Consider the following 21,758-nt stretch of genomic DNA (forward strand, 5'->3'; position numbering starts at 1 on the left):
GTCACTCATATATTGAGGCAAGTGACCACGGGTCTAATTCCGAGTAAATCTATGTTTTGTGTGATCTATCGAAGTACTAAACGTGAACAAACCTATTTATATGTCGAAAAAAAGGACGATTTCTCGCGCGTCCCGCCGGAACTAATGGCAAGCTTCGGCACCCCGCAGATGACCATGCTGTTGCCGCTCGACGGGCGCAAGACGCTGGCTAACGCTGACCTCGAGAAAGTAAAACAAGCGCTCGTCGATCAGGGCTATTACCTTCAACTTCCTCCCCCTCCTGAGAATTTACTTAAGAAACACCTCGCGGAACAGGGGAATAAATCCGATTAACCCATTGAGGGAAAATAATGTACCAACATCATAACTGGCAGGGTGAGTTACTGGATTATCCAGTGAGCAAAGTGGTTTGCGTTGGGAGTAATTACGCAAAACATATTAAGGAAATGGGCAGCGCGATGCCGGAGGAACCGGTGCTGTTTATTAAACCTGAAACGGCGCTATGTGATATCCGCCAGCCGTTGGTACTGCCTGAAGGATTGGGCTCGGTGCACCATGAGGTTGAACTGGCGGTGCTGATCGGCAGTACGCTGCGCCAGGCCAGCGAAGATCACGTGCGTAAGGCGATTGCCGGTTATGGCGTGGCGTTGGATCTCACCCTGCGTGATATTCAGGGCAAGATGAAAAAGGCCGGACAACCGTGGGAGAAAGCCAAGGGGTTCGATAACGCTTGTCCAATCTCTGGTTTTATCCCTGCCGCCGAGTTCAGCGGCGATCCGCAAAATACGCCGCTAAGCCTGAAGATTAATGGTGAAGTTCGCCAGCAGGGGACGACCGCCGATATGATTCATAAGATCGTACCGCTGATTGCCTATATGTCGCGCTTCTTTACGCTGAAAGCGGGCGATATCATTCTGACCGGGACTCCGGACGGGGTCGGGCCGCTCGCCAGCGGAGATGAGTTGGAAGTCGGCTTCAATGGTTTGACGTTATCCACCCGCGTGCTGTAACGTCCGCTTGCCGCCTTTTGGGGCGGCAAAACTTGCATCGGCGTGCCAGACTGGTTATAAGGTGCACCCTGAATTGTAATGACGGACATCCCAATGAGCGAACAACCTTTCTGGCAACAAAAAACACTGGATGAAATGACCGACGCGGAGTGGGAATCACTGTGCGACGGCTGCGGACAGTGCTGCCTGCATAAGCTAATGGATGAAGATACCGACGAGATTTACTTCACCAACGTCGCCTGCCGTCAGCTCAACATTAAAACCTGCCAGTGCCGTAACTACGAGCGTCGCTTCGAGTACGAACCGGACTGCATCAAACTCACGCGTGATAATCTGCCGACCTTCGAATGGCTGCCTCACACCTGCGCCTATCGCCTGCTGGCGGAAGGTAAAGCGCTGCCGCACTGGCATCCGCTGCTGACCGGTTCTAAGGTGGCGATGCACGGCGAACGTATTTCCGTGCGCCATATTGCGGTTAAAGAGTCTACCGTCGTCGACTGGCAGGACCATATTTTAAACAAACCAGACTGGGCGCAATGACACGTAGAAATGAAAGGGAAAAGTGGTTACTGATTTAGAGCCTGGGGCATGGATGGGGCAAAACCTCCAAAATTTGCGTTGAGTATCGCCATCTGATTACTGTTGTTGTCAGTCATCCATTTTCCGTAAACGTTGTAAACCATTTGCGCTGACGTGTGGCCCATCTGTGAAGCAATGAAGTTAGGGTTTGCTCCCGCACTTAATGCCCAGCATGCGAAAGTGTGTCTTGATTCATACGCACGGCGATGACGAATGCCGGCTCTCTTGAGCACATCATTCCACGTCGCGCCGAAAGAACCAGGCGCATACCAGTCTCCACCTTTTCCATTCCTTGCAGTCAGCCGCGGAACAAATACGAAAGTACACGCATCTGTTCTGGTTCTGCCGAACTCCCTCAAATGCACTTCTATTTGATGCTGTTTGCCCATCCGTGTATAAGCCATCTGGCTTTTCAGAGCCTGTATTGCTGCGTCGGTGAGTACTATTTCTCGGTTTCCGCATTCTGTTTTAGGCGGGGTGAAATGCCCTTTAATAGCAATGTTGCGGCTTACAGTGATTGTCCATTTTTTCAGGTCTATATCTTCCCAGGCCAGCGCACTGATTTCTCCGTGGCGAAGTCCTGTGTTAACGGCCAGTATCCACAGATTTTTTATTTGCTCTGATGGGCAAGCGTTAAGAAGTCGGAAATATTCTTCGTGGGTAAGTGGATCTGGTTCCGATCTACTCTTCCTGAGTGGATCAATGCCTTCGAATGGGTTTCTGTCGATATACCCATTTTGCTTAGCGAAAGAAAACATACCTCCAAGGCAGTTAAGGTAAACATTTACTGTTCTCACTGTCCGGCCTTTTTTGGCGGAGCGATTCTTCAGGTGTTTCCCACAAATCTGGAACCCTGTAAGTAACTCCTTTCTCACTACCAGAATCTGTTCCGTGTTTATGCTGGAAAGCTTTTTGTCTGGCCCCAGTAATTCGCAACAAATTTTGATATAAGACCGGTAACGGTTGAAGGCGTTAAGCGTAATTTCCATCCTCTTAAGCTCTAACCATCTTTTGGCGAGTTCGCCAACAGTAATCCCTGGGCGCGTCAGGCCAAATCGCCCAAGGTTTGAAGACTGCGGAAACTGCTCGACATAATTGAACGTGCCGATCTTGATGGCATAGCAGATGGTCGTTCTCAGTTCTCCTGCCATTCTCCTGTTTTTGGGGGTGTCAGGTATACCGAGATTTTCCCGAACCCTTACACCCTTATATATAAACCACAGGCGCAAACTACCCCCGTGATTTTCTACCCCGGTAGGATATTTCATGCGTTCTCCTTGTTGTGAATCACTGGGGTATTTAAACAGATTTCTGGCGCGGGATCGCTGGTCGCTGACGTTCAACCCAGTTGTCTATCTCTAAGCGATTGTAGAGGATAGGGGAGTTGTCCTTAGGCTGGCAGTCTCCGGAATAGTGCCGATACTCGCGACCTTCCATCCAGGATTTTTCGCGGGCCGATTTGATAGCGTTTTTGGTGAGTCCGGTGATCGTCATCAGCACTTCTTCCGAAACCCACTTATTAGGAGTCAGCTGAATAACTTCGCTCATAGGTTCTCCAGGCAAAAAGAACCCGGCGCGTGGCCGGGTAAAAGGGATAATGGAGGCGGTGTTTTCGCACCCAATAGCCAGCTCATAACTGGCTATAAGTTGCGTCATTGCTGTTTAACTGTGTAGTTGCCGTTGGTTTTAACGCCAACGGCAAAGTAAGTTCCGCCAGTGATACCAATCCCCCAGGTATCACTCGTGCCATCACCTGACTTCTTCTCGCTGATGAAGTGGCGAAGGGCGGATATGGCCGATTCGATATCTGCCTTCGAATGGATGTTGAATGTTATACGCATCAGATGCCCCTCTGTTTATTCTTCAGTTCGATCACGCCCTGGCACTCCGCGCACGTCTGGCAGCCGGGAACGGCAGCGCGCCGCGGCGCCGGGATAACCTCTCCGCATTCACTACAATGCTCAGCTGATACGGCGTTGCGGTTGATGCGGTGTGCTGCGATCGCCATGTCGATGCGCTGCTGCGCTAGTTCGTTGGCCTGATCGATGATTTCTGCTGTCATGCTCTTACCCATCCCTTGCCATTAACATGTCGGATCAATGACCGTTTACGCATATATTGCAGTCGGCGATCAACAAATCTGAACGGGTACCCACTCCCGTCTTCTTCAGCAATTCTCTTAGACTCTTCTTCAACATCCCTTACAAAAATCTTGTGGAATGGAGTAGGGCTTCCGCCGATTTTGTTTAGAATCAGCTGATCTAGCTTTGCGTACTTGCTCATGCTGCACCGCCTTTGACGCGGGAGATGGCGTCATCAGTCTTCTGTATTTCTGAATGCTCGTCATAATCCGGAAGATAGCGGCGAGCGACAGCAGCCAAGGAAACCAGCGCCGCTAGAAGCTCGTCGCGCTGCCCGGCGACTTTCGCATGCTCAAGCGCTGCGTTTTCCAGCTGGGCCTTGTGCTTCTTGTAAGCCTCAAATGCGTGCCATGACTGGCCTTTCCGCACGCTGGTGGTTATGTCCGCCACCTGTTCAGGCGTCAGCGTGGTAAGTGGATGGGCCGGGTAAATCATCACCTGCCCAGCGTCCCAGTCGAAGCCAGCCTGAATGGACTCGACAGCAACGGATGGCGACGCACCAATACTGCCCGGCGAGTGAATGGAGATGGTAATCTCCGGGTCGCGCCGCTGCGTCATTGGGTTGGACCAGATTAGGGCTACCAGCTCAGTGAATTTGGATAATTTCATTCCGCGCTTAGTCATTCCAGGCCTCCAGCTCATTTTCTATTTCTTCGTCGATCTCGTCGTTGGTGGCTTCTTCATTCAGGTAGTCGCGCGCTTCTTTGAGATAATGCTCCCGACGCCCGTCGTACCATGCGTAGAACTCTGGCGACCAGCCATTCCTGTCACCCACATCAGCGAAAAAATCGTGCATTGCGTTGTTGTAGGCCAAGTTTTCAACCATGCAATACGCCGTAGTCAGTGCCGCCTCACGGATGTAACCGCGGAGATCTCGCTTGTGCCAGTAGGGGCTATATTTCGAATCGCAGCGCCCTTTGAATTCAACTTTCCAGCGGCGTATGCATCGTGCGTTAAGTGATTTGCTCATATCGTTACCGGGAGGGCGAACCCTCCCGCCTCCCTTAGCCCAAGTATTCCGGTTTCATGTCGTCCAGGGTGATACGGAACTGGTCATACAGTTCATCACCCAAGTGGCGGCGCGATGAGGTCAGGGTGCTTTCTGCCTTCGCGAATAACGCTTCTGCTTCCGGATCCCCAGGGTTAGGAAGTGAATTTATGGCAGCCTCAACCTTGTTCTTCGCATCAACAAGGTAGTAGCGCTTCACCGCCTTATTTTTCAGTTCGGTATAAAGAGCAGTACCCAGCAGAGCTTTCTGTGATTCGATGTCTGCGCGAATGGCTTTGGCCTGATCCACTGAGTTAGCTGTATCAATTCGGTCGCGGAGTCCATCGGCAAGAGAATCAATACTTATAGCTGTGTCTTGCTCGCTGGTGGTGATGTCTGAGCCGCTGGTAATCTCAGCTACAGACATTCTTTGCACCGGCACCGGATTGATTTCTCGTTCTGTTCGTTGCTCAACTTCATCCGGGCTATAAACACCCAGAATCACTTCAGGGCAGTACAGGCGAGCCCAGTATTTCACGCCCAGATAAGCGATCTGCTGCTTCGGGTTAGAAACCCACAATGGAGAATTACGAGTTACAACACCCGAGAGATAAAGCGGCTCACCCCAGGTGATTTCTGACTCACCGCGAAGGATCGCGCCGACCTGAACAAACAGCCCGATTTCGTCTTCATCAGTCCAGCCTCGCACCCGTTCGGTAACGTTGTATTTCCCATTTTTACCGTGTTTTTCCCTGGTAATTTCCTGAGTCCTTGTGCAACGCTCCCAATCGCCGCCGTAGCGGTAATGAAATCGACCGTTGATAGCACTGGAGCTGGCGATTACCGCGTTGACGAGCTGGGCTTCATATCCGAGTACGCCATTTACCAGATGCGTTTTTTGCGCGACCGCATAGGGATTCATGCCCCACTGCATAGCCTGCATAACGATGGCCATGCAATCGGCTGGCTTACCTGCAAGGTGAGCTGGTACTGTCACTTGTGAATCAGCCATAAGGTTTGCGAAAGCAGTTAACTGACCGAGAGCCTGAACGTTAAAGATCGCGTTGCTAGCTGAAATGGTGTTTGGTGCTTGCTGTTCGGCTGTAACAATGTTGGTATTTTCCATGACTGTTCCCCCTTATGCCTGTACGCGCAGCGCTTCGAGACGGCGTACATCAAAATCGTTAAGTTCTTCGGCGTAATCTTCAGTGATCGGCGCCGGCCATTCGCCAGTGTCGAAACCGTTCGCGATGGCGCGCATTGCTTTGCGGTATTCCAGCATGCCGAGTTCCAGTAGTTCTTCGGATGCCTCGATAATGGCGATCCAGTGGTAGTTCTCGTCTTTGTTGACGAAGATCCAGAAGAACTGATCCAGAGCAGCGGTTTCGCAGTACATAGCCGCGCTGAGGTGGTAATCGCGCTCAATGATTTCCCTGTGCAACTTCGCGCGCAGGCCTTCCTGCTTGATGTTCCACATGCTGATGGTCTTCAGGTCCGCACCAATGCGCAGGCCGCTCATGTCTATCTCAAGGTCAGGGCGCACGCGAACTTCCAGCCCGGTTTCCTCATCAATACCGAAATAGCTCACCTCAACGGCGCGGCTCGGATGCTGGAGCAGCTTGCCGGCGGTGGGGTGATTCAAAAGTGCTTTCTGAATGTCCAGCGCAGTGCTCATCTGCTGGCGGGTAACCAGTATTTTTCCTTCCGGGTTTTCGCGCCATGCATCCAGCAGTTCGTCGGCAAATACGGCATCCGGTTTAACCGATTTCACGGCCTGAATCAGGTCCGCTTTAGTGCCTGAGACTTTCAGCGGCTGCGCCTTCTGAGCCTCCTGAGCGACCATGTCAGGATTGATAATCGCCAGTTGTTCTAACAGGGCATCCCGGCTGCCGCTGGTTTTCATCTGGGCGGGCAGAGTGGCGTTATATTCTTTGATGCATGCCTTCATTTTGGCTGCGGTAACTTTCTGGCCTTCTTCGACGCGCTGAAATTCAGCGGGTAAGGCCATGTAGTTTTCACCTGTTTGGGGAACGTCATCACCCATAGGAACCGTCTGCGGCAGTGTGGCGTTGTGCGCCTCCAGCAGCGTCTTGATGTCGTCAGCACTCAACTGCGGCGGAAGCCCGGCGTTGTACTCGTCGATAAACGAGCGGATCGTCGCTGTCGTGGTGAAGGCGCCTTCCGGGATTTCCGGTTCGATGCTGAATTCTTTTTCCAGCTGTTCAGGCTGCAGCGCCAGCGCATGCACCAAATTGCCCATATCCAGAACTGGAGAGCGCGTTTTATCAATGACTTTCGTGACGTGACGCTTTTCGAAATACATCAGAGATATACGGGCATCTTTAACCTGAGTCGAACTGATGCCGTTCGCCGCGTGGTAAACATCGTTCGGAACACCTTCATATCGACCGGGCTCGAAGAATTCAGGCCATTTTGTTGCTTCCGGCTCTGGCTCATGCTCTTCTTCTGCAGTTGCTGATTGTTGGTCCTTCAAAACTGCAACGGTAAGGTCAGGGAAGCGCTCAGCAAGAATATCGCGCATGTTCACGGCATCTGCTTGTGGAGCAGTTGCATCAGTGCCTTCGCTTGCTGATACCGCATTATCATTTTCGTCTTCGACTGGCTGAGCCGTTTCCATCTGCACATCGCTGGTGGTTTCCCCGGAATTAGCTGGATGTAATTTTTCTTCTGCAGCGCGCTGGCGCGCCTGGTCCACGATAGAAAGTGCTGGTGCTGGCTGGCTATCCATCAGACCATCAATCGAAAAAACACCATTGCCCATGTTTGAAACTTCAGGCTGTTTGGGTTTGGTCAGGTCTTCCGTTACCCAGTTCGGTGCATCTGGATCGCTTACCCCTTCGATATATTCACCGCGCTCAGCTGCGAGAATCTTATCCACGGCTGACCGTTCAGCGACGGCGGCAGATGAGACATGCCCGGCTTTCTCAAGCGTTTCAGCAGAGGGCGTGTCATGCTTATGCTCTGTCAGGTTCGCATTGATATAGGTCTGCAGACTTACCGGGAAATGATGAATATCGCTGGTGGTGCCACGAATGAGGGCAAAAATGGCAGCGCGTGAATAATCCAGGATGCCTGCGGTTTTACGCAGCGCAGCAGACCATTCTTTGAACGGGCTTTCTTTTTTCTGGACGATTTCTTTAGCCCGGCGATGAATGGATGCCGGGAAATTGTAGATATCGAAATCCATCGGCATTGTGGCCAGCGCAATCTCAACATCAAGCGTATCTAGCGTATGTGTGTAGTCAGGATTGCGATCGGTTTTATTACTGCCGCCTGCATTAGTGCCGGTGTCCGTTTTCTGAACGGAAGAAATGTAATTTCCGGCAGACCATTCGCGAACGAGTTTGCCGCGGTCAATGTGCGGAGTTTCAAACCACAGTTTTGCAAACTGGATACGCTTGCCCAGTTCGTGGCGCTTACCTTCAGGAAATACAGCTTTGTTGGCGCTGGTAAATTTCCACAGGGTAGGCATGTCGGCATCCTTTAACCCCTGGATGTTCTCAGCGGCGAGAATCAGATCCTGCACTGCGGAGTTATCGGTATCCATTTCCAGAACTGCGAGCTCTTTACGGTGCGGAATACTGATTTGATAGACGTGGTTATCATTCGCCATGTACTGCGCCAGCAGCTTAATGCGGAACGGCTGCTCAGCAATATTGAACAGGGCGTTTGTATCGTTTTCGTATTCAGCATTGCCGAACGATTCCACGGTATCGACATCACCAGCATCGTCAGCACTATTGTCATCAACCAACTCGCCAGTGACAGGCTCAGAGGATACTTCAGCATCATCGGTGTGATGAACGTCTACAGGCTCTTGTCCTAGCTTCAGTGCCCAGGTGCGACCATCGTCGGCGAGCTGGTAGCGTTCACACCATGAGTAATCGAGAACACCTTCAGCCGGAAGATCGTTAAATACCGGGAAATCGGTACGGATTGGCTTTTGATAGTCTTTGCCGCGGCCTGTTTCGATCTCAGCATCTTCCAGGTCGACGTCCAGCTGCAGCAGCGCGCGGGATTCGGTTTTTGCAGACCGCCAGATTACAGCATCGGCTTTACCCGATTTTTGAGTCGCTTTTATCAGATAAAAATATTCCATGTGATAGCCTCAATTTTGGATGTAGAATCCCTCGGGCCATTGATAGCGCCCATTCAGGGTGTTCATTGGTTTTTGGTAATTTGCGGTGGAACTTTGGTCGGTGTCACCGGACGTACAGCCCGCTTCGGCGGGTTTTACGTTAGGCCTCGTTGGCCATTTGGTCGTATTGACCGCACTTCGGAGAGCAATAGGTTCTTTCCCGTGGCGCCAGTTGCGAACCGTGAATGATGAGGATGGTCATTTTTACTTCCTTGCCTTCCTCAATCGGCTTGCGGCAATAAGCGCATTTCTTCTGCTTAACTCCCCCTACATCTGCGCCGTAAATGCGGCTGGGTTTTCTGCTAACACTCCCTTAAGCGGGTAACAGTTTTCTTCAATTCCCTGCTCAACAGCTGCTTTCTTACAATCCGACTCGCTGTCATATACACCGAGAAGAACGTCCTGATTTCCGCCAGTCAGCATGCCGACAGTGAGAACCAGTGCGAACATCGTGTTCATGAAGGGTCACCTTTTTGTGCGAGCATGTAACACACCCGACGAATGAATGCTGACAGAGGGCTTAACCGAATAGCCTGCTGACGAGCGGGTTTACGTGCAAAATCGACCATTGATATAACTCCCACAGTGCGCTGATTAGCGCCGTCCAGATGAAGAGCCCGATAACTGCCGAAATGATCAGGGCTCTGATGCCTTGCTTACACATTTCAACCTCTGCCTTGTCGCCGGCCAGCGGAACTAGAAAGACTTCTGCGCTTAATCTCTGGCGGTGGATGGCCGCCGGTTGTCATAACTAAGCTGCCTCGGTGAAGCGGCTGAGGTATGAAAGTCGTTTGATTACGCACCATTGCCGCTCTCCCTGAGCCCGTCGGGCGTCCGACGCATGGTTTACTGTCGCGCCGTTCGACTGACCGAATCTCCACTTCTCCGCTGGCTACTTCGCTCAGCTGTCGATGTTTCGTTTCGATGGCTAAACAATAGCTAAAGCGATTATTTGAGTCAATCGCCAAAACGATATTTATAATCGATAGTGCGATAATTAATTGAATGATAAAGCGATATTTTTTAGAGGGAGAGGTAAAAAAATTAGATAAAGAGGTTGGAAAAGTTAGGTTGACGGTAAGGAGGGGCGGTTTGAGCGCAATAAAAAACCCGCCGAAGCGGGTTATGCGAAACGTTTGTAATCTATTGATTGCCTGAGCAGGACTTTCGCCATGATATAGAACGTGTCCTCATCCCCAGCTTCAACGTACCACTTTTCATAGATAGGGTTGTCTGAGATGACAGCCAGTCTGTCACGCTGCATCTGCAGGCGTTTCACATGAAGAGTTTTTCCGAAAACGAAAACATACACACCGTCGCCATCAAAATGTGTGACGCCAGTGTCGACAAATATTTGGTCACCTGGGGAAATAGTGCCATCCATGCTATCGCCATTAACCGTGATAACTTTAACGTGCTGTGATGGCCGGTTGCCAAACAAAGCGCGAGCCTGTTCAGTTGTGTATTCAATGGCACGTATGGTTTCAATAAAGTCACTGGTGACCAGCGAACCTGGACCAGCGCTGGCCTTAACGTCTAGAACATCCACGCGGTAGAATCCATTTTCTGCGGCTTTAACCTGGTATGGCTTATATGGCTCTTGCATACCAGAAGCGAGCATTTCTCCTTCACCCGCAGAAAGCCATTCTGGACGTACACCAAGTACAGAGGCGATCTCAACAGTTTTACGCGAACCGTTAGCATCCTTAAGTAACTTATTTACGCTGGATTGAGCCATGCCGACATCTTTGGCTAATCGGCCTTGAGTATATCCAGCATTTTTCATTGCCTGCGCCAGGCGCTCCGAGAATCCCATATTCACCTCTGTTAACGACTCCTTTAACTCTATCGCTCAAGCGATTATTTAGCAAAAAATCGCCTATGCGATTGACATTCGCTAAAGTGATAACCATAATCGCTTTAAACTGATAGCTGAGGTGATTATGAAGACCCCAACAGTAGAGAAAAACTTCGCAGTAGAAAAAGCGATTGCCATCGCTGGTAGCCAGAAAGAACTGGCTAAGCGTTGCGGCAAGGCACAGTCAACAATTTGCGATTGGCTTAATGGCAAGAAACGTATTTCGCCAGTCCATGTTCCTGAGCTTGTTAGTGCGGTTGGCGGGGAGATCAAGGCGTATGAGTTCAGGCCTGACCTTCCAGCACTATTCCCGCATCCAGACACTGCCGCCTGAGCCGCGTTAAAGCTCAACGCTCTTTAACAATCAGGAAATCAAATCTAACGGCTGAATTATCAGCCATTTGGAAACTATTTAACTAAGGGAATGCAAATGCAATCACTTACGTATCAACACAATACCGGATTCGTTCCGGCCGCGATGATAAATCGCGCTCAAACAAAGCAGGATCACGATCATGACCTGATCCGCGATGCAGTAAGAGCCTGGGCGTCGGCTATCGACAATCAGGATGTGGTATCGGCACTGATTATCAACGAGTACCGGGAGCAGGGCGGCGATTCAATCAGCTTTCCTGACGATATCAGTCGGGCCCGGCAGAAACTCTTTCGCTTCCTGGATAACCGGTTTGATTCGGAGCAGTACCGCGAGAACGTCTGCCAGCTGACACCGGCAATCATGGCCGTTTTACCGCTGGAATTCCGCACCAAGCTGGCGCCGCAGAACGACACCATGTCGCTGATAGCTTCGGCAATGAAAGAGTGTGCAGAGGCCAAACAGGCAGTGCTTCTTAACGCGCCTGAGCATCAGAAACTGAAGGAGGTAAGCGAGGGTATCGCTTCGCTGTTTCGCCTCATGCCGGAGCAGGTAGGCCCACTGATGACGATGGTGACATCGATGCTGGGGGTTATGTGAAGACTTCAGAAATGGTGAAAGCCGCGGTGCTGCAACACCAACGGCTTTCAATTGCAAATAACGTCAGTCAATTGCGAGGTCATTATGACAAACGCTAATCAAAAACGCCAGGCGCAGGAGGTTTAACTGTGTCGAACGTAGCTTACGCCAATTTCGCGGCACATTCAGCCGCTAGGAGCAACAGGATGGAGAACCAGAAGTCTGGTTACGTCCCGTTGTACCGGAGCATCAAGAAGAAGTCATGGGCTAAAGACGTGTTCCTGCGTGCATTGTGGGAAAACCTTCTCATTGACGCCGCCAGACAGCCATATACGGCCTTCTTCAAGGGCAAGCAATGGCCTCTGCAACCCGGTCAACTGGTCGTCACTGCTGCAGATCTTGGGCTTCAATTGTGTGACCGTCAGGGTAATCCGACAAGCCGTGACGCAGTGGAGAGAATGCTGTCTGTTTTCGTTCGCGAAGGGATGATCAGCATCGAAGGAGAGAAGCGAAAAGGCAGGGTGATCACCATTAAAAACTATGTCGAATATGCTCAAAAAACGGACGATTTGCCCGCACATAAAGCCGCACATATAAGCGCACATGACGAAGCCAGTAATGGCGCGGGTTCGGAAGGGTATGCCGCACATAAGGCCGCACAATTCCCCGCACATCATGAACAAGAAGGTAATAACAAGAATATAAATAACTCTTCGTCCGAGAATTCTGACGAATCCTCTGACAAGCCCGGAAAGAAAACTCCTGCTTTGAGACCAGAAGCAGCGATCCAGAGCGGAACCAAATGGGGCAACTCTGAAGACCTCCGCTGTGCTGAATGGCTGTTCACCGTCGTACAGGGAATCGCCCCCTCTGCAAGAAAACCGAACTACGCCACCTGGGCGAATGATATCCGCCTGATGCGAGAGCGTGACAAGCGCACCCACAAGGAAATCGCCTCGCTGTTCAAGTGGGCCTGTGAAGACAAGTTCTGGAAGGGCAATGTCCTGTGCCCATCAACCCTTCGCGAAAAGTGGACTCAGCTTGATATCAAGCGAGGTAAGCAGACCCAAGGAACTGCTGCCGACAAGCCAAAGGTTGACCTGACCAACACTGACTGGATTTACGGAGTGCAGCTATGAAAAGCCTTGCAGAGCAGATGCATAACTTTGACCGAGAGCAGATGCGCCGCGTTGCACACAACCTGCCGGAGCAGTACGACGAGAAACCGCAGCTTGAGCAGGTGGCCCAGGTCATCAACAGCGTGTTCAGCCAGTTGCTGGCGGCTTTCCCGGCAACCACTGCAAACCGTGACCAGACCGAGATGAACGAAATCCGGCGCCAGTGGGTTCTGGCATTCAGGGAAAACGGCATCACCACCATGGAACAGGTTTCTGTTGGTATGCGGGTAGCCCGTCGTCAGGAACGCCCATTTCTTCCGTCACCCGGTCAGTTTGTTGCCTGGTGCAAGGCTGAAGAAGCCGCGGCGGCCGGGTTACCTAACGCCGATCAACTGGTGGACATGATTTACCAGTACTGCCGTACGCGCGGACAGTATCCGGATGCCGAATCATACCCCTGGGAGTCCAACGCGCACTACTGGCTGGTTACATCCCTGTACCAGAACATGCGCGCAAACGGCCTCAGTGACGTTGAGTTGCGCCGTAAGGCATCGGAAGAACTGGCGCGCATGGCTAACCGAATTAACTCAGGAGAGACGATTCCGGAGCCCGTTAAGCAACTTCCTGTTCTTGGTGGTAAGCCGCTATCACGCATGCAGGGGCTGGCCAGGCTGGCTGAAATTCGCGAGAAGCACGGACTGAGAGGGCGCAAACAATGACCGGCAAAGATGCAATTCTGAATTACCTCAAGACACACGAAACCTGCAGCTCCCCGGATGTGGCTGAAGCTTCTGGCATTTCTCACACCTGCATTAACCTGGCGGCCAACATTCTGGCAAAGCAGGGCGTACTGGTAGCAGTAGCGAAGGTATGGCGAACGGTTCACTACCGGCTGGCTACCGAGGAAGAAACCTCCGGCCAGAAGAGCACCAATCAGATTTTCAACGAGTGCCGGCAGAGCCCGGTGATGCGCCGCATCCTGTCTGTATATGGGAGGCCATATGTAGGAGGGAAGTGATTTCCATTGGATGGTGAAAATCATGGCAAAAGATCCCGGCGTAACACTAGTCAGCATCGCTAAGTCTGTCGGCGTATCAACCAGATCGCTTAATCAAATTATGCAGTCAGGACCATCAGAAAAACAGATCGGGTGTATCGCTGAAGCTGGTATGCTTACATTGGGAAGCGAGCCAATTACAATCACGGATGTTTATAATTTAAACTATATTAATAATGTTATTATGTGATAAAAATTCGTTATCGCATAAAACAACTTGCTGGTTTAATAGGTTTTTTTTGATTAAAATGTTAATATTACTAAATGCATATATTGCCATGGAGCTTAGAGCGGAGTATGTATTATTTTAAGTATTTTAGGAATGACACTAATTTTGATAAATCAATACGTTATAACGAGCTTTTTTTTGCTGCGAATAGCTCGTTAAATGATCCGATGGATTTATGGTTTAATCCTATTTTTTGGGATGATGTAAAGCTATGGGAGAAATTCATTGATAGCTATACCTTTGGTTTCATTAAACTACTGGATTACATGGAAAAACCACTAACTGGTGAATTTTACACTTCCATCAATGAATTATTTAAATGTAAGGGACTAATACAAGTATTAGAGGAATCCCAATTATACCATTCAAGTATAATTGAGATTATCAGAGAAAATAAACTGGCTTATGGGGATAATGTTACGTTTGCAGCATCGTTTCTAATGGAGATATTCGTTAATGTTAAAAATGTCACCAATTTTATTTCTGTATCTTTTAGTAAAGATCCATTTAATTATTTGATGTGGTCCCATTATGCAAATGGGTTTAAAGGTTGCGTATTAATTTATGAATTCGAAAATAATAAAATTAAGCTTAATACACATCTTCTGGGAGGAGATGAGTATGAAGTAACTATGACGGACGTTATTTATTCTAACAGCCCACAGCAGATAGATCTTTGGAATCTAATATATAAGAACATTATCGATAATGTGGGGTGTTTTTTTACAAAAAATAAGTATTGGGAGTATGAAAAGGAAAGTCGTCTCGTTTTTCAATCTTCACACTTATCATATGGAGAGATTTTCCACCATCATCCTTCCCTCGTTAAAGGTGTGATTTTTGGTTCAAGGTGCGAAAAATATTTCAAAGATAAAACCATACAAACATTAAAGGAAAATAGAAGAATATGTGGAATTGATAGTTTTTTAATGTTTGACACCATTCTTAATGCCCAAAACGAGATAGAGTTAAAGTCAGGGGTTAACTATTTTATGAAAAATAATTCCAGCCAACTATTAGATAATGATGCGGTTAAAAAATGGAGCGATACTCTTAGGTTAAAGGTTGAATAAATAAAACCAGTTATTACTGATGTCATTACACACAATTTTCGATGTTGAACTCTAAAATATGCTGTACAAAGTTAGATTAGGCAGTGATGGAGACGAAGAGAAATAACAACAATCGGCTAAAATGCTCTCCAGGTAAGGATAATTTACTACTGCATAGTTTACTTCCCCGATGTTGAAGAAACTGAATGACCAACTTCAACGCAGGGGAAGTCATTATTGAACATGATACTGATGTATGGCTGTTAATTTTTTGTTAGGTCATTGTTTTTTCTTTGCTCTTTAAGGGTTTTATTTAGTCCCAAAAGCGGTTTTTTTGAACTTGATTTGACGTCAAAGGAGGTTATGCCGTTATTTTCACTTATTATAAATATTTCAGGGTAAGTTCTAGCTACAGCTTCAATCATAGAAGTTATATTCTCTTTTTCTTGTTTTGAAATAACAATGTCGTTTTTTAATTTTGATTCTTTACTATCGTACTCATATTTGATCGATTTTAATGAACTTAATTGCTGATTTAACTCAACTGTTTGTCGTTGTAACGTTTTTATAGTCTCTTTTTCAACTAGCAATTCTTTGGCGATGTTTTCTTTTGCAGTTGTTTCTACATCGAGTTTACTTTCAGCTTTAGCTAGCCATCCGCGAAGTTCAATGGCGTCATTTCTTGTTTGCTCAAGAAGTTCTGTAGCTATGTGTAAATCCTCTACTGATTTTTCAAAATCTTTCTTGGTTTGGTAAATACTTTCTTCAATATATTTCTCCTCTTTCTTTTCAGCAAGTTTTTTTCGCGCGTCAATATCTGCAATGCTTTGTTGTAATTCTGCAATTCTTATTTTTGACGTAAGATTAAGTTCAATCGTGTCACTCTTCGGCTTATCCTGTATGCGAGTAATTATTTTATTTATTTGTGGCAGTAGGGTTGAAATTAAAACAGTAGTGCATATTGGACCAAGTAAAAAATTTCCAACATCAAAGTGATCATTGATATAGCTGAGTCTTTCTTCAATTTCTTTTTTGCTGAGTATTAGTATCGCCAACGTTTGCCAGTTAAAACCAACCCAGGAGAACACAAAAGCGCCAAGGAATGGGCTTTTAACTCTCTCGAGTGAGGTTTGACGAAATGAAGAATAAATATCACGGAGAAAATCAAGCATGTCGCGGCCTTTGATTTATGTTTTTCTCGATATTACCCTGAAGGTAAGCTGTAGTCACTAGGGCAAAAAAATCTTAGCGAACTGGGCGAAATGGATTCAATGAGGGATATCCACGTTGGCTGGGTGGCACAGGGTTCACAGAATGAAGTAATCGCAATGGCGTAGTGCTGCAAAATGGCGGTGATAAGACAGGGAGTGACTGTTGCCACAAAACTTGCGATGGTCATGCGGGGTTCACAGTTCTGAAGGGGGATATGGTTGTGACATGAAAAGACATTACTGGTTTTAAAATTCCGCACGGCAGGTATTCGGGAGTAGCCAAGACTGTCTTACCATGCATTTTTTTGCGGTAGCTGCGCGATTGGCCACCGGAAGATATACAGCAAGTTCGAACCATAGGAGCAACCATAATATATAATCCCCTCAACACCAGAGGGGATTTTCTTATGTCACAGTGGAACATTGCAGCCAAACCGAAAGAAGAGCAGGACAAGGTTAACGTCGACCTAGCTGCCAGCGGCGTAGCGTACAAAGAACGCCTGAACATGCCGGTGATTGCTGAGCAGTTCGCCAGAGAGCAGCCTGAGCACCTCCGAGAGTATTTCATGGAGCGAGTTCGCTACTACCGCGAACAGAGCATCCAGCTACCGAAAGCATCCGATCCTCGCTATCTGGAAATGGCCGAGCAGAACGCCAAAAAGTAGTTTTGATTTTCCGTTATCAACCAGCCATAATCATGTCATCGGAGCCTGAACAACTCCGGTGACTTCTGCGCTTTGAGGGGACTCAAAGTGCAAACGACAATCAGAATACCTTTCAATCAGTCACAGATGCAGAAATGCACCTGCGATATTCTGCATTCTGCGGTTTCCATTAAGGAGGCCGTATGACACTTCCAGTAGACGGCATCAAACTCCATCGCGGTAACTTCGCGGCCATCGGTCAGCAGATTCAGCCACTGCTGGATGCCGGCCAGTGCTTCCGCTTGCAGGTTAAGCCTTGGCGCGAGAAGCGCAGCCTTTCTCAGAACGCGCTCAGCCACATGTGGTATAGCGAAATCAGCGAATACCTCATCACCCGCGGCAAGACCTTTGCTACGCCTGAGTGGGTCAAAGACGCGATGAAGCACACCTATCTCGGCTACGAAAGCAAAGACCGCGTGGACGTCGTGTCCGGCGAGGTCACCACTGTGCAATCCCTCCGCCACACATCCGATCTTGAAACCGGCGAGATGTACATTTTCCTGTGCAAAGTCGAAGCCTGGGCGATGAATATAGGCTGTCACCTGACTATTCCTTCCGACTCCCAATACCAGAAATTGAGGGAGGCCCAAGATGCATAACTGGAGCGAAATATTTTCCATTGTTGATGGAAATCTTGTGTGGGCCATAAAGCCAGCTAACAGAGTAAAAATTGGTGACATTGCAGGATGTCTTAGCGATGGCTACAGGAGGTTTGAATACTCTGGCTATCAATACCTGGCACATAGAATTGTATGGGAAATGATAAACGGGCCAATTCCGGAAGGAATGGAGGTTGACCACATAAATCACGTCCGCGCAGACAATCGGATTGAAAACCTTAGGCTGATAAGCCAGTCGGATAATACCCGTAACAAATCGCTGCCCAGCACCAATACGTCAGGTGAGATTGGTATCCATTGGAATAAAAAGCTAAGCAAGTGGCATGTCCAGATCAACGCCGATGGAAAAAGAAAGTTCGTTGGTGTTTACGAAAGCATGGAAGAAGCAAAGCAAGCTCGCGACAAGGCAAAGGCTGAGCATGGTTACCATGCCAATCACGGACTACCCAATAGTCATCGCTACCAGCAGCTGCGCGATAAGCAGGAGGCCTGATGTCTACTCCACTTTCCCGCGTCATCACAAACGAAATCTTCCGCGTTCCGGCGCGCCGCAAGCGTAAGCCAGAGGTTAAGCCTTCCGATATCCCGACACTGAAGGGCTACACCGCCCGCCTGGTGGATCAGAAATGGCTGCGTCTCGCGGCAAGGAGGGCGCATGGCTAATTTATGCAAAGCGGCACGCGGCCGCGAATGTCAGGTGCGGATCCCCGGCGTATGCAACGGAAATCCTGAAACCACTGTACTGGCACACATCCGCCTGGTTGGACTGTGCGGTACTGGAATCAAACCGCCTGATCTGATCGCCGCTATCGCATGCAGCAGTTGCCACGACGAGATTGATCGCCGCACCCGTCTGGTCGATGCGGAATATGCAAAGGAGTGCGCTCTTGAAGGCATGGCTCGCACGCAGGTTATTTGGCTGAAAGAGGGGCTCGTAAAAGCATGAATGAATATCGCATCAGCCTCCCGTGGCCGCCGAGCAACAACCGTTACTACCGACATAATCGCGGGCGCACGCACATCAGCGCAGAAGGGCAGGCGTACCGCGACAGCGTCGCCAGAATCATCAATGACTCAATGCTGGATATTGGCCTGGCCACACCAGTAAAAATCCGCATTGAGTGCCACATGCCTGACCGCCGTCGCCGTGACCTGGATAATTTGCAAAAGGCCGCCTTCGATGCTCTGACGAAATCCGGTTTTTGGCTCGATGACCAGCAGGTGGATTACTACAGCGTGAAGAGGATGCCGATTGTTAAAGGTGGCCGCCTTGAGCTGACCATTACCGAAATGGAGGCTGCATGAGCCGTGACGTTATCGAACACATCCGCGACCGCTGGCAAAAGCTCCGCCTCTTCCGGCACCGCGGAACCGTACTTGTTGACTACCGCATTTTGAAGAATTTCGTCCACATCTATCAAACCCTGGGAGAGACAGCATGAAACTGGAATTAACCAACGAACAACACCAGTGGATAGATCAATGGCTCCAGCTTTGGGGGGCGTGGTGCCAGACAGGAAAGATAGACAAGGCGATGATAAATATGATCGCCAAGTTCATGGCAACAGTTGAACCGCAAGCGCCATCAAGACCTGTATGCAGTGATGATGACGGGATGCTTATTGATGCCGTTATCCGGCATTACCTGAAAAACATAGATGAGAACGCATGGAAGGTAATTTTTGCCTATTACGTCTGCAACTCAAGCGAGATAAGGATAGCCTCATGGCAGCATGCTGTGAGCAAACCTCGCCTAATGAAGACGCGCGCAGGAAATCAGTATAAGCACCCGAGCATTTCAACCATTCGCCGGGAAGTTAAGCAGATTATCAACGCGGCGCTCTTCTGCCTGTACCATCCGCTGCAAAATGCGTTTAACGATCGCGAAAGCGTGAGGAAAATTGCAAAAAATAGTCATAACGTGCTTGCATTTCAATGAACAAATGAGCAATATATTTAGTGTAGGTTGCCGTATTTGCGTTTGACCTATCAGAACACCGAGCCTCGCCATCGTGCGGGGCTTTTTATTTGCCTGTAGCTCAGAGGAAAGAGCAACCGCCTTCTAAGCGGTTGGTCGCTGGTTCGAATCCAGCCAGGCGAGCCAGACCCAAGCCAGGGTATCTTCGGCAGAATAGCCGACATTGCCATTACCCTCATTACAGCTTCCCGCCTTGCGCGGGTTTTTTATTTTCAGGACCGCGGGAATCATCTGCGACGAGCTTTGTTGATAAATCAGCCCGACGGTCCTGATCCTTTCAAACACACATAGCACCCGCTAACTACGCGAGGTGAGAGTATGTATCGCATGGAAAAGATAACCACTGGTGCTGCGTATGGCGCTTCAGCCGGGAGCATCCTGAACGGCATGCTTAATGCCTACAGCCCCGAGCAGTGGAATGCCATCGGCGTGCTGGTGGGCATTGTCATTGCCGTACTTACGTATCTGACAAATTTGTATTTCAAAATCCGCGAAGACAACCGACGAAGCAGGAGCAGAGATGAACCCGACGCTCAGGAATAAACTGATTGGCGCCATCGCCGGCGGTTCCGGCGCTATCGCAATCGCTTCTGTCATGCTTGGAAATGCTGATGGACTGGAAGGGCGTCGCTATTACGCTTACCAGGATGTCGTCGGCGTATGGACTGTTTGCGATGGACATACCGGTTCAGATATTCGACGCGGTCACCGTTACTCTGACAAAGAGTGCGATGCTCTACTTCAGTCAGATTTGCGGAAAGTAGCAAACGCTATCGACCCGCTGATCATGGTTCCCATCCCTGAGCCTACCCGTGCCGCGCTTTACTCCTTCACTTATAACGTTGGCCATGGTGCTTTCGCTAGCTCCACACTGCTGAAGAAGCTGAACTCCGGTGATATACCGGCGGCCTGCAAAGAACTGCAGCGCTGGACATATGCCGGTGGGAAGCAGTGGAAGGGACTGATCTCTCGACGTGAGATAGAGCGCCAAGTCTGCGAGTGGGGCCAGAAATGGGACGATTAACCGCAATCATCTGCGCTGTCGTTATCTGCATGCTGGTTTCCATGGCTTGGGCGATAAACCACTACCGTGGCAATGCCATCACCTACAAAGACCAGCGCGACAAAGCAACGGTCAGGGCGGAAACCGCCGAGACCGTTAGCAATAGCGTAGTCACTGCAATGAACCTCATCAATGACATATCCCGGGCAACCAAGCATGCAAAGACCGAACTCTCCCAGACAGGTGAGCAGCGCGTTACCTACATCAGGCAGGCGCTTGAAGGCGATCAGTGCGCTAAGCAGCTTGTTCCTGCTGCCGCTGCTGACAGCTTGCGGGAATACGCGGACGGTTTACGTTCCGGCGCCAGTAGTCCCGATAAGCGCTGACCTTACTGCAGACACACCGATCCCCGGAATGGAGGTTCCGTTCACGTGGCAAGCTAGTCTGGAGTTAAACGCGAAGCTTTACTCTGCGCTGGGGCAGTGCAATCTGGATAAGGCGGGGATTAGAAAGATAGAGGGGATCCGGTCAGGCAATAATGAATCAGGCTCATAATGAATGCGGTGAAGATATAGGTTATTGGGTGATTTATTATTTTACTCCATGAACTGTATTTCATCATTTATTCTCCTTTGAAGTTGTGGTGGCATTTCTATTGTGTAACTTAATAATCTGGCCAAGCGACCATTAGCTATCAGAGAGCAAAACAACCGCTCTCCTATAGTGCTATCTAATTAAATTGCACTCCAAAAGAGTGTAGGGGTGGCGTCATTACAGAAGGCCATTCCATAGAGTGGCTTCGATAATGTCATGTGCATAAACCCTTTGCTGAAGTAAGATAATGTTTTTAGCGAAGGAGATAAAAATGAGCGAACAAAGAGCGTTCCCATGCTGTGTTTGTGGGAAAGAGTTCTATCTTGTTTCCCTTAGTGACGAAGATGCTGAGAGCTACGACGAAGTTGTTTCTATGGGTCGATATGATGATTACCTTGGTTGCATGGTTCCAAATGTTAGCTCATTTGAAGCGTGGCTTGGCGAGCATGAGGAATATGAAGACAATTATCATGCCTGCTCTGATTGCGGCTCAGATAGTTAAAAT

Annotated in this window: 34 protein-coding genes, 1 tRNA gene and 1 pseudogene; 24 read left to right on the forward strand and 12 right to left on the reverse strand. The window is 49.2% G+C overall.

The window, feature by feature from the left end; all coding sequences use genetic code 11:
- The first annotated feature begins 51 nt into the window (after positions 1–51).
- The 3 genes from ABLV17_RS07280 to ABLV17_RS07290 all read left to right on the forward strand — a co-directional run bounded on the left by ABLV17_RS07280 (position 52) and on the right by ABLV17_RS07290 (position 1,550).
- On the forward strand, positions 52–333 hold the full coding sequence (locus ABLV17_RS07280; protein WP_026612271.1) for a YcgL domain-containing protein: 282 nt from the start codon (positions 52–54) through the stop codon (positions 331–333).
- 17 nt (positions 334–350) lie between these two features.
- Positions 351–1,010 (forward strand): fumarylacetoacetate hydrolase family protein, encoded by a 660-nt coding sequence (locus tag ABLV17_RS07285; RefSeq protein ID WP_087860576.1) that lies wholly within the window; start codon positions 351–353, stop codon positions 1,008–1,010.
- A gap of 93 nt (positions 1,011–1,103) precedes the next feature.
- Positions 1,104–1,550 (forward strand): YcgN family cysteine cluster protein, encoded by a 447-nt coding sequence (locus ABLV17_RS07290; RefSeq protein WP_015366058.1) that lies wholly within the window; start codon positions 1,104–1,106, stop codon positions 1,548–1,550.
- A 26-nt stretch (positions 1,551–1,576) separates the two neighbouring features.
- Here the strand turns inward: ABLV17_RS07290 and ABLV17_RS07295 are convergent, their stop codons facing one another.
- The 11 genes and pseudogenes from ABLV17_RS07295 to ABLV17_RS07345 all read right to left on the reverse strand — a co-directional run bounded on the left by ABLV17_RS07295 (position 1,577) and on the right by ABLV17_RS07345 (position 10,693).
- Positions 1,577–2,857, reverse strand: coding sequence for a site-specific integrase (locus tag ABLV17_RS07295; protein ID WP_348854158.1), 1,281 nt, complete (start codon positions 2,855–2,857; stop codon positions 1,577–1,579).
- A 31-nt stretch (positions 2,858–2,888) separates the two neighbouring features.
- The gene (locus tag ABLV17_RS07300) at positions 2,889–3,137 is read right to left on the reverse strand and encodes an excisionase family protein (RefSeq protein ID WP_015705920.1); all 249 of its coding nucleotides are present in this window, start codon (positions 3,135–3,137) and stop codon (positions 2,889–2,891) included.
- Between the two features lie 104 nt (positions 3,138–3,241).
- Positions 3,242–3,430 (reverse strand): hypothetical protein, encoded by a 189-nt coding sequence (locus ABLV17_RS07305; RefSeq protein WP_348854159.1) that lies wholly within the window; start codon positions 3,428–3,430, stop codon positions 3,242–3,244.
- Complete coding sequence (locus ABLV17_RS07310; protein ID WP_348854160.1) at positions 3,430–3,651, reverse strand: TraR/DksA family transcriptional regulator; 222 nt, start codon at positions 3,649–3,651, stop codon at positions 3,430–3,432. Before ABLV17_RS07310 ends, ABLV17_RS07305 begins: the two co-directional genes overlap by 1 nt.
- Before the next feature lie 217 nt (positions 3,652–3,868).
- The gene (locus ABLV17_RS07315) at positions 3,869–4,354 is read right to left on the reverse strand and encodes a hypothetical protein (RefSeq protein ID WP_348854161.1); all 486 of its coding nucleotides are present in this window, start codon (positions 4,352–4,354) and stop codon (positions 3,869–3,871) included.
- On the reverse strand, positions 4,347–4,700 hold the full coding sequence (locus ABLV17_RS07320; RefSeq protein ID WP_348854162.1) for a hypothetical protein: 354 nt from the start codon (positions 4,698–4,700) through the stop codon (positions 4,347–4,349). The genes ABLV17_RS07315 and ABLV17_RS07320 overlap by 8 nt, the downstream gene beginning before the upstream one ends.
- Before the next feature lie 34 nt (positions 4,701–4,734).
- A pseudogene (locus ABLV17_RS07325) lies at positions 4,735–5,894 on the reverse strand (RecT family recombinase).
- Positions 5,857–8,838: a RecE family exodeoxyribonuclease gene (locus ABLV17_RS07330; RefSeq protein WP_348854163.1), complete on the reverse strand. Its 2,982-nt coding sequence runs from the start codon at positions 8,836–8,838 to the stop codon at positions 5,857–5,859. The pseudogene ABLV17_RS07325 and the gene ABLV17_RS07330 overlap by 38 nt, the downstream one beginning before the upstream one ends.
- 139 nt (positions 8,839–8,977) lie before the next feature.
- A complete protein-coding gene (locus tag ABLV17_RS07335; protein WP_348854204.1) occupies positions 8,978–9,163 on the reverse strand; it encodes a YdaE family protein in 186 nt (61 codons plus the stop codon).
- Positions 9,145–9,336: a DUF1482 family protein gene (locus ABLV17_RS07340; RefSeq protein ID WP_047052302.1), complete on the reverse strand. Its 192-nt coding sequence runs from the start codon at positions 9,334–9,336 to the stop codon at positions 9,145–9,147. Before ABLV17_RS07340 ends, ABLV17_RS07335 begins: the two co-directional genes overlap by 19 nt.
- 664 nt (positions 9,337–10,000) lie before the next feature.
- Positions 10,001–10,693, reverse strand: a complete 693-nt coding sequence (locus tag ABLV17_RS07345) for a helix-turn-helix transcriptional regulator (RefSeq protein ID WP_108684194.1) — start codon at positions 10,691–10,693, stop codon at positions 10,001–10,003.
- 127 nt (positions 10,694–10,820) lie between these two features.
- Here ABLV17_RS07345 and ABLV17_RS07350 point away from each other — a divergent pair, with 127 nt between their 5' ends.
- The 7 genes from ABLV17_RS07350 to ABLV17_RS07380 all read left to right on the forward strand — a co-directional run bounded on the left by ABLV17_RS07350 (position 10,821) and on the right by ABLV17_RS07380 (position 15,164).
- Entirely contained in the window at positions 10,821–11,069 is a 249-nt protein-coding gene (locus ABLV17_RS07350; protein WP_348854164.1) for a helix-turn-helix domain-containing protein, read from the forward strand.
- 96 nt (positions 11,070–11,165) lie between these two features.
- Complete coding sequence (locus ABLV17_RS07355) at positions 11,166–11,708, forward strand: toxin YdaT domain-containing protein (protein ID WP_348854165.1); 543 nt, start codon at positions 11,166–11,168, stop codon at positions 11,706–11,708.
- Positions 11,709–11,893: 185 nt separating this feature from the next.
- Positions 11,894–12,826, forward strand: a complete 933-nt coding sequence (locus ABLV17_RS07360) for a replication protein (RefSeq protein WP_348854166.1) — start codon at positions 11,894–11,896, stop codon at positions 12,824–12,826.
- Positions 12,823–13,524: a replication protein P gene (locus tag ABLV17_RS07365; RefSeq protein WP_348854167.1), complete on the forward strand. Its 702-nt coding sequence runs from the start codon at positions 12,823–12,825 to the stop codon at positions 13,522–13,524. The genes ABLV17_RS07360 and ABLV17_RS07365 overlap by 4 nt, the downstream gene beginning before the upstream one ends.
- A complete protein-coding gene (locus ABLV17_RS07370) occupies positions 13,521–13,823 on the forward strand; it encodes a protein ren (RefSeq protein ID WP_348854168.1) in 303 nt (100 codons plus the stop codon). The genes ABLV17_RS07365 and ABLV17_RS07370 overlap by 4 nt, the downstream gene beginning before the upstream one ends.
- Before the next feature lie 22 nt (positions 13,824–13,845).
- Complete coding sequence (locus tag ABLV17_RS07375; protein WP_348854169.1) at positions 13,846–14,052, forward strand: hypothetical protein; 207 nt, start codon at positions 13,846–13,848, stop codon at positions 14,050–14,052.
- A 107-nt stretch (positions 14,053–14,159) separates the two neighbouring features.
- A complete protein-coding gene (locus tag ABLV17_RS07380; RefSeq protein WP_348854170.1) occupies positions 14,160–15,164 on the forward strand; it encodes a DUF2971 domain-containing protein in 1,005 nt (334 codons plus the stop codon).
- Between the two features lie 242 nt (positions 15,165–15,406).
- On the opposite strand, the gene ABLV17_RS07385 is transcribed toward ABLV17_RS07380, so the two are convergent.
- Positions 15,407–16,315 carry a hypothetical protein gene (locus tag ABLV17_RS07385; RefSeq protein WP_348854171.1) on the reverse strand — a complete coding sequence of 303 codons (909 nt, stop codon included), beginning with the start codon at positions 16,313–16,315 and terminating at the stop codon, positions 15,407–15,409.
- 446 nt (positions 16,316–16,761) lie between these two features.
- Here ABLV17_RS07385 and ABLV17_RS07390 point away from each other — a divergent pair, with 446 nt between their 5' ends.
- The 14 genes from ABLV17_RS07390 (at position 16,762) to ABLV17_RS07455 (ending at position 21,755) form a co-directional block, all read left to right on the forward strand.
- Positions 16,762–17,019, forward strand: coding sequence for a DNA polymerase III subunit theta (locus ABLV17_RS07390; RefSeq protein ID WP_348854172.1), 258 nt, complete (start codon positions 16,762–16,764; stop codon positions 17,017–17,019).
- Positions 17,020–17,201: 182 nt separating this feature from the next.
- A complete protein-coding gene (locus ABLV17_RS07395) occupies positions 17,202–17,657 on the forward strand; it encodes a YbcN family protein (protein ID WP_348854173.1) in 456 nt (151 codons plus the stop codon).
- Positions 17,650–18,171 (forward strand): HNH endonuclease, encoded by a 522-nt coding sequence (locus tag ABLV17_RS07400; protein ID WP_320902901.1) that lies wholly within the window; start codon positions 17,650–17,652, stop codon positions 18,169–18,171. The genes ABLV17_RS07395 and ABLV17_RS07400 overlap by 8 nt, the downstream gene beginning before the upstream one ends.
- The gene (locus ABLV17_RS07405; protein ID WP_201507218.1) at positions 18,171–18,341 is read left to right on the forward strand and encodes a NinE family protein; all 171 of its coding nucleotides are present in this window, start codon (positions 18,171–18,173) and stop codon (positions 18,339–18,341) included. The genes ABLV17_RS07400 and ABLV17_RS07405 overlap by 1 nt, the downstream gene beginning before the upstream one ends.
- Complete coding sequence (locus ABLV17_RS07410; protein ID WP_047076797.1) at positions 18,334–18,624, forward strand: DUF1364 domain-containing protein; 291 nt, start codon at positions 18,334–18,336, stop codon at positions 18,622–18,624. Before ABLV17_RS07405 ends, ABLV17_RS07410 begins: the two co-directional genes overlap by 8 nt.
- Positions 18,621–18,983 carry a crossover junction endodeoxyribonuclease RusA gene (gene rusA, locus ABLV17_RS07415; protein WP_348854174.1) on the forward strand — a complete coding sequence of 121 codons (363 nt, stop codon included), beginning with the start codon at positions 18,621–18,623 and terminating at the stop codon, positions 18,981–18,983. The genes ABLV17_RS07410 and rusA overlap by 4 nt, the downstream gene beginning before the upstream one ends.
- Positions 18,980–19,120: a YlcG family protein gene (locus ABLV17_RS07420; RefSeq protein ID WP_348854175.1), complete on the forward strand. Its 141-nt coding sequence runs from the start codon at positions 18,980–18,982 to the stop codon at positions 19,118–19,120. Before rusA ends, ABLV17_RS07420 begins: the two co-directional genes overlap by 4 nt.
- Positions 19,117–19,617: an antiterminator Q family protein gene (locus ABLV17_RS07425; protein ID WP_348854176.1), complete on the forward strand. Its 501-nt coding sequence runs from the start codon at positions 19,117–19,119 to the stop codon at positions 19,615–19,617. Before ABLV17_RS07420 ends, ABLV17_RS07425 begins: the two co-directional genes overlap by 4 nt.
- 89 nt (positions 19,618–19,706) lie before the next feature.
- A tRNA-Arg gene (locus tag ABLV17_RS07430) sits at positions 19,707–19,782 on the forward strand.
- 192 nt (positions 19,783–19,974) lie between these two features.
- Positions 19,975–20,199 (forward strand): class II holin family protein, encoded by a 225-nt coding sequence (locus ABLV17_RS07435; protein ID WP_045412035.1) that lies wholly within the window; start codon positions 19,975–19,977, stop codon positions 20,197–20,199.
- Positions 20,177–20,680 (forward strand): lysozyme, encoded by a 504-nt coding sequence (locus ABLV17_RS07440; RefSeq protein WP_348854177.1) that lies wholly within the window; start codon positions 20,177–20,179, stop codon positions 20,678–20,680. The genes ABLV17_RS07435 and ABLV17_RS07440 overlap by 23 nt, the downstream gene beginning before the upstream one ends.
- Positions 20,668–21,045 carry a DUF2570 domain-containing protein gene (locus ABLV17_RS07445; RefSeq protein ID WP_348854178.1) on the forward strand — a complete coding sequence of 126 codons (378 nt, stop codon included), beginning with the start codon at positions 20,668–20,670 and terminating at the stop codon, positions 21,043–21,045. The genes ABLV17_RS07440 and ABLV17_RS07445 overlap by 13 nt, the downstream gene beginning before the upstream one ends.
- Positions 20,945–21,214 carry an Rz1 lytic protein gene (locus ABLV17_RS07450; RefSeq protein ID WP_348854205.1) on the forward strand — a complete coding sequence of 90 codons (270 nt, stop codon included), beginning with the start codon at positions 20,945–20,947 and terminating at the stop codon, positions 21,212–21,214. The genes ABLV17_RS07445 and ABLV17_RS07450 overlap by 101 nt, the downstream gene beginning before the upstream one ends.
- 310 nt (positions 21,215–21,524) lie before the next feature.
- The gene (locus tag ABLV17_RS07455) at positions 21,525–21,755 is read left to right on the forward strand and encodes a hypothetical protein (RefSeq protein ID WP_348854179.1); all 231 of its coding nucleotides are present in this window, start codon (positions 21,525–21,527) and stop codon (positions 21,753–21,755) included.
- Positions 21,756–21,758: the final 3 nt, after the last annotated feature.

Source organism: Klebsiella sp. CN_Kp091 (assembly GCF_040065095.1).
In the GTDB taxonomy this organism is placed as follows: Bacteria; Pseudomonadota; Gammaproteobacteria; order Enterobacterales; family Enterobacteriaceae; genus Klebsiella; species Klebsiella aerogenes.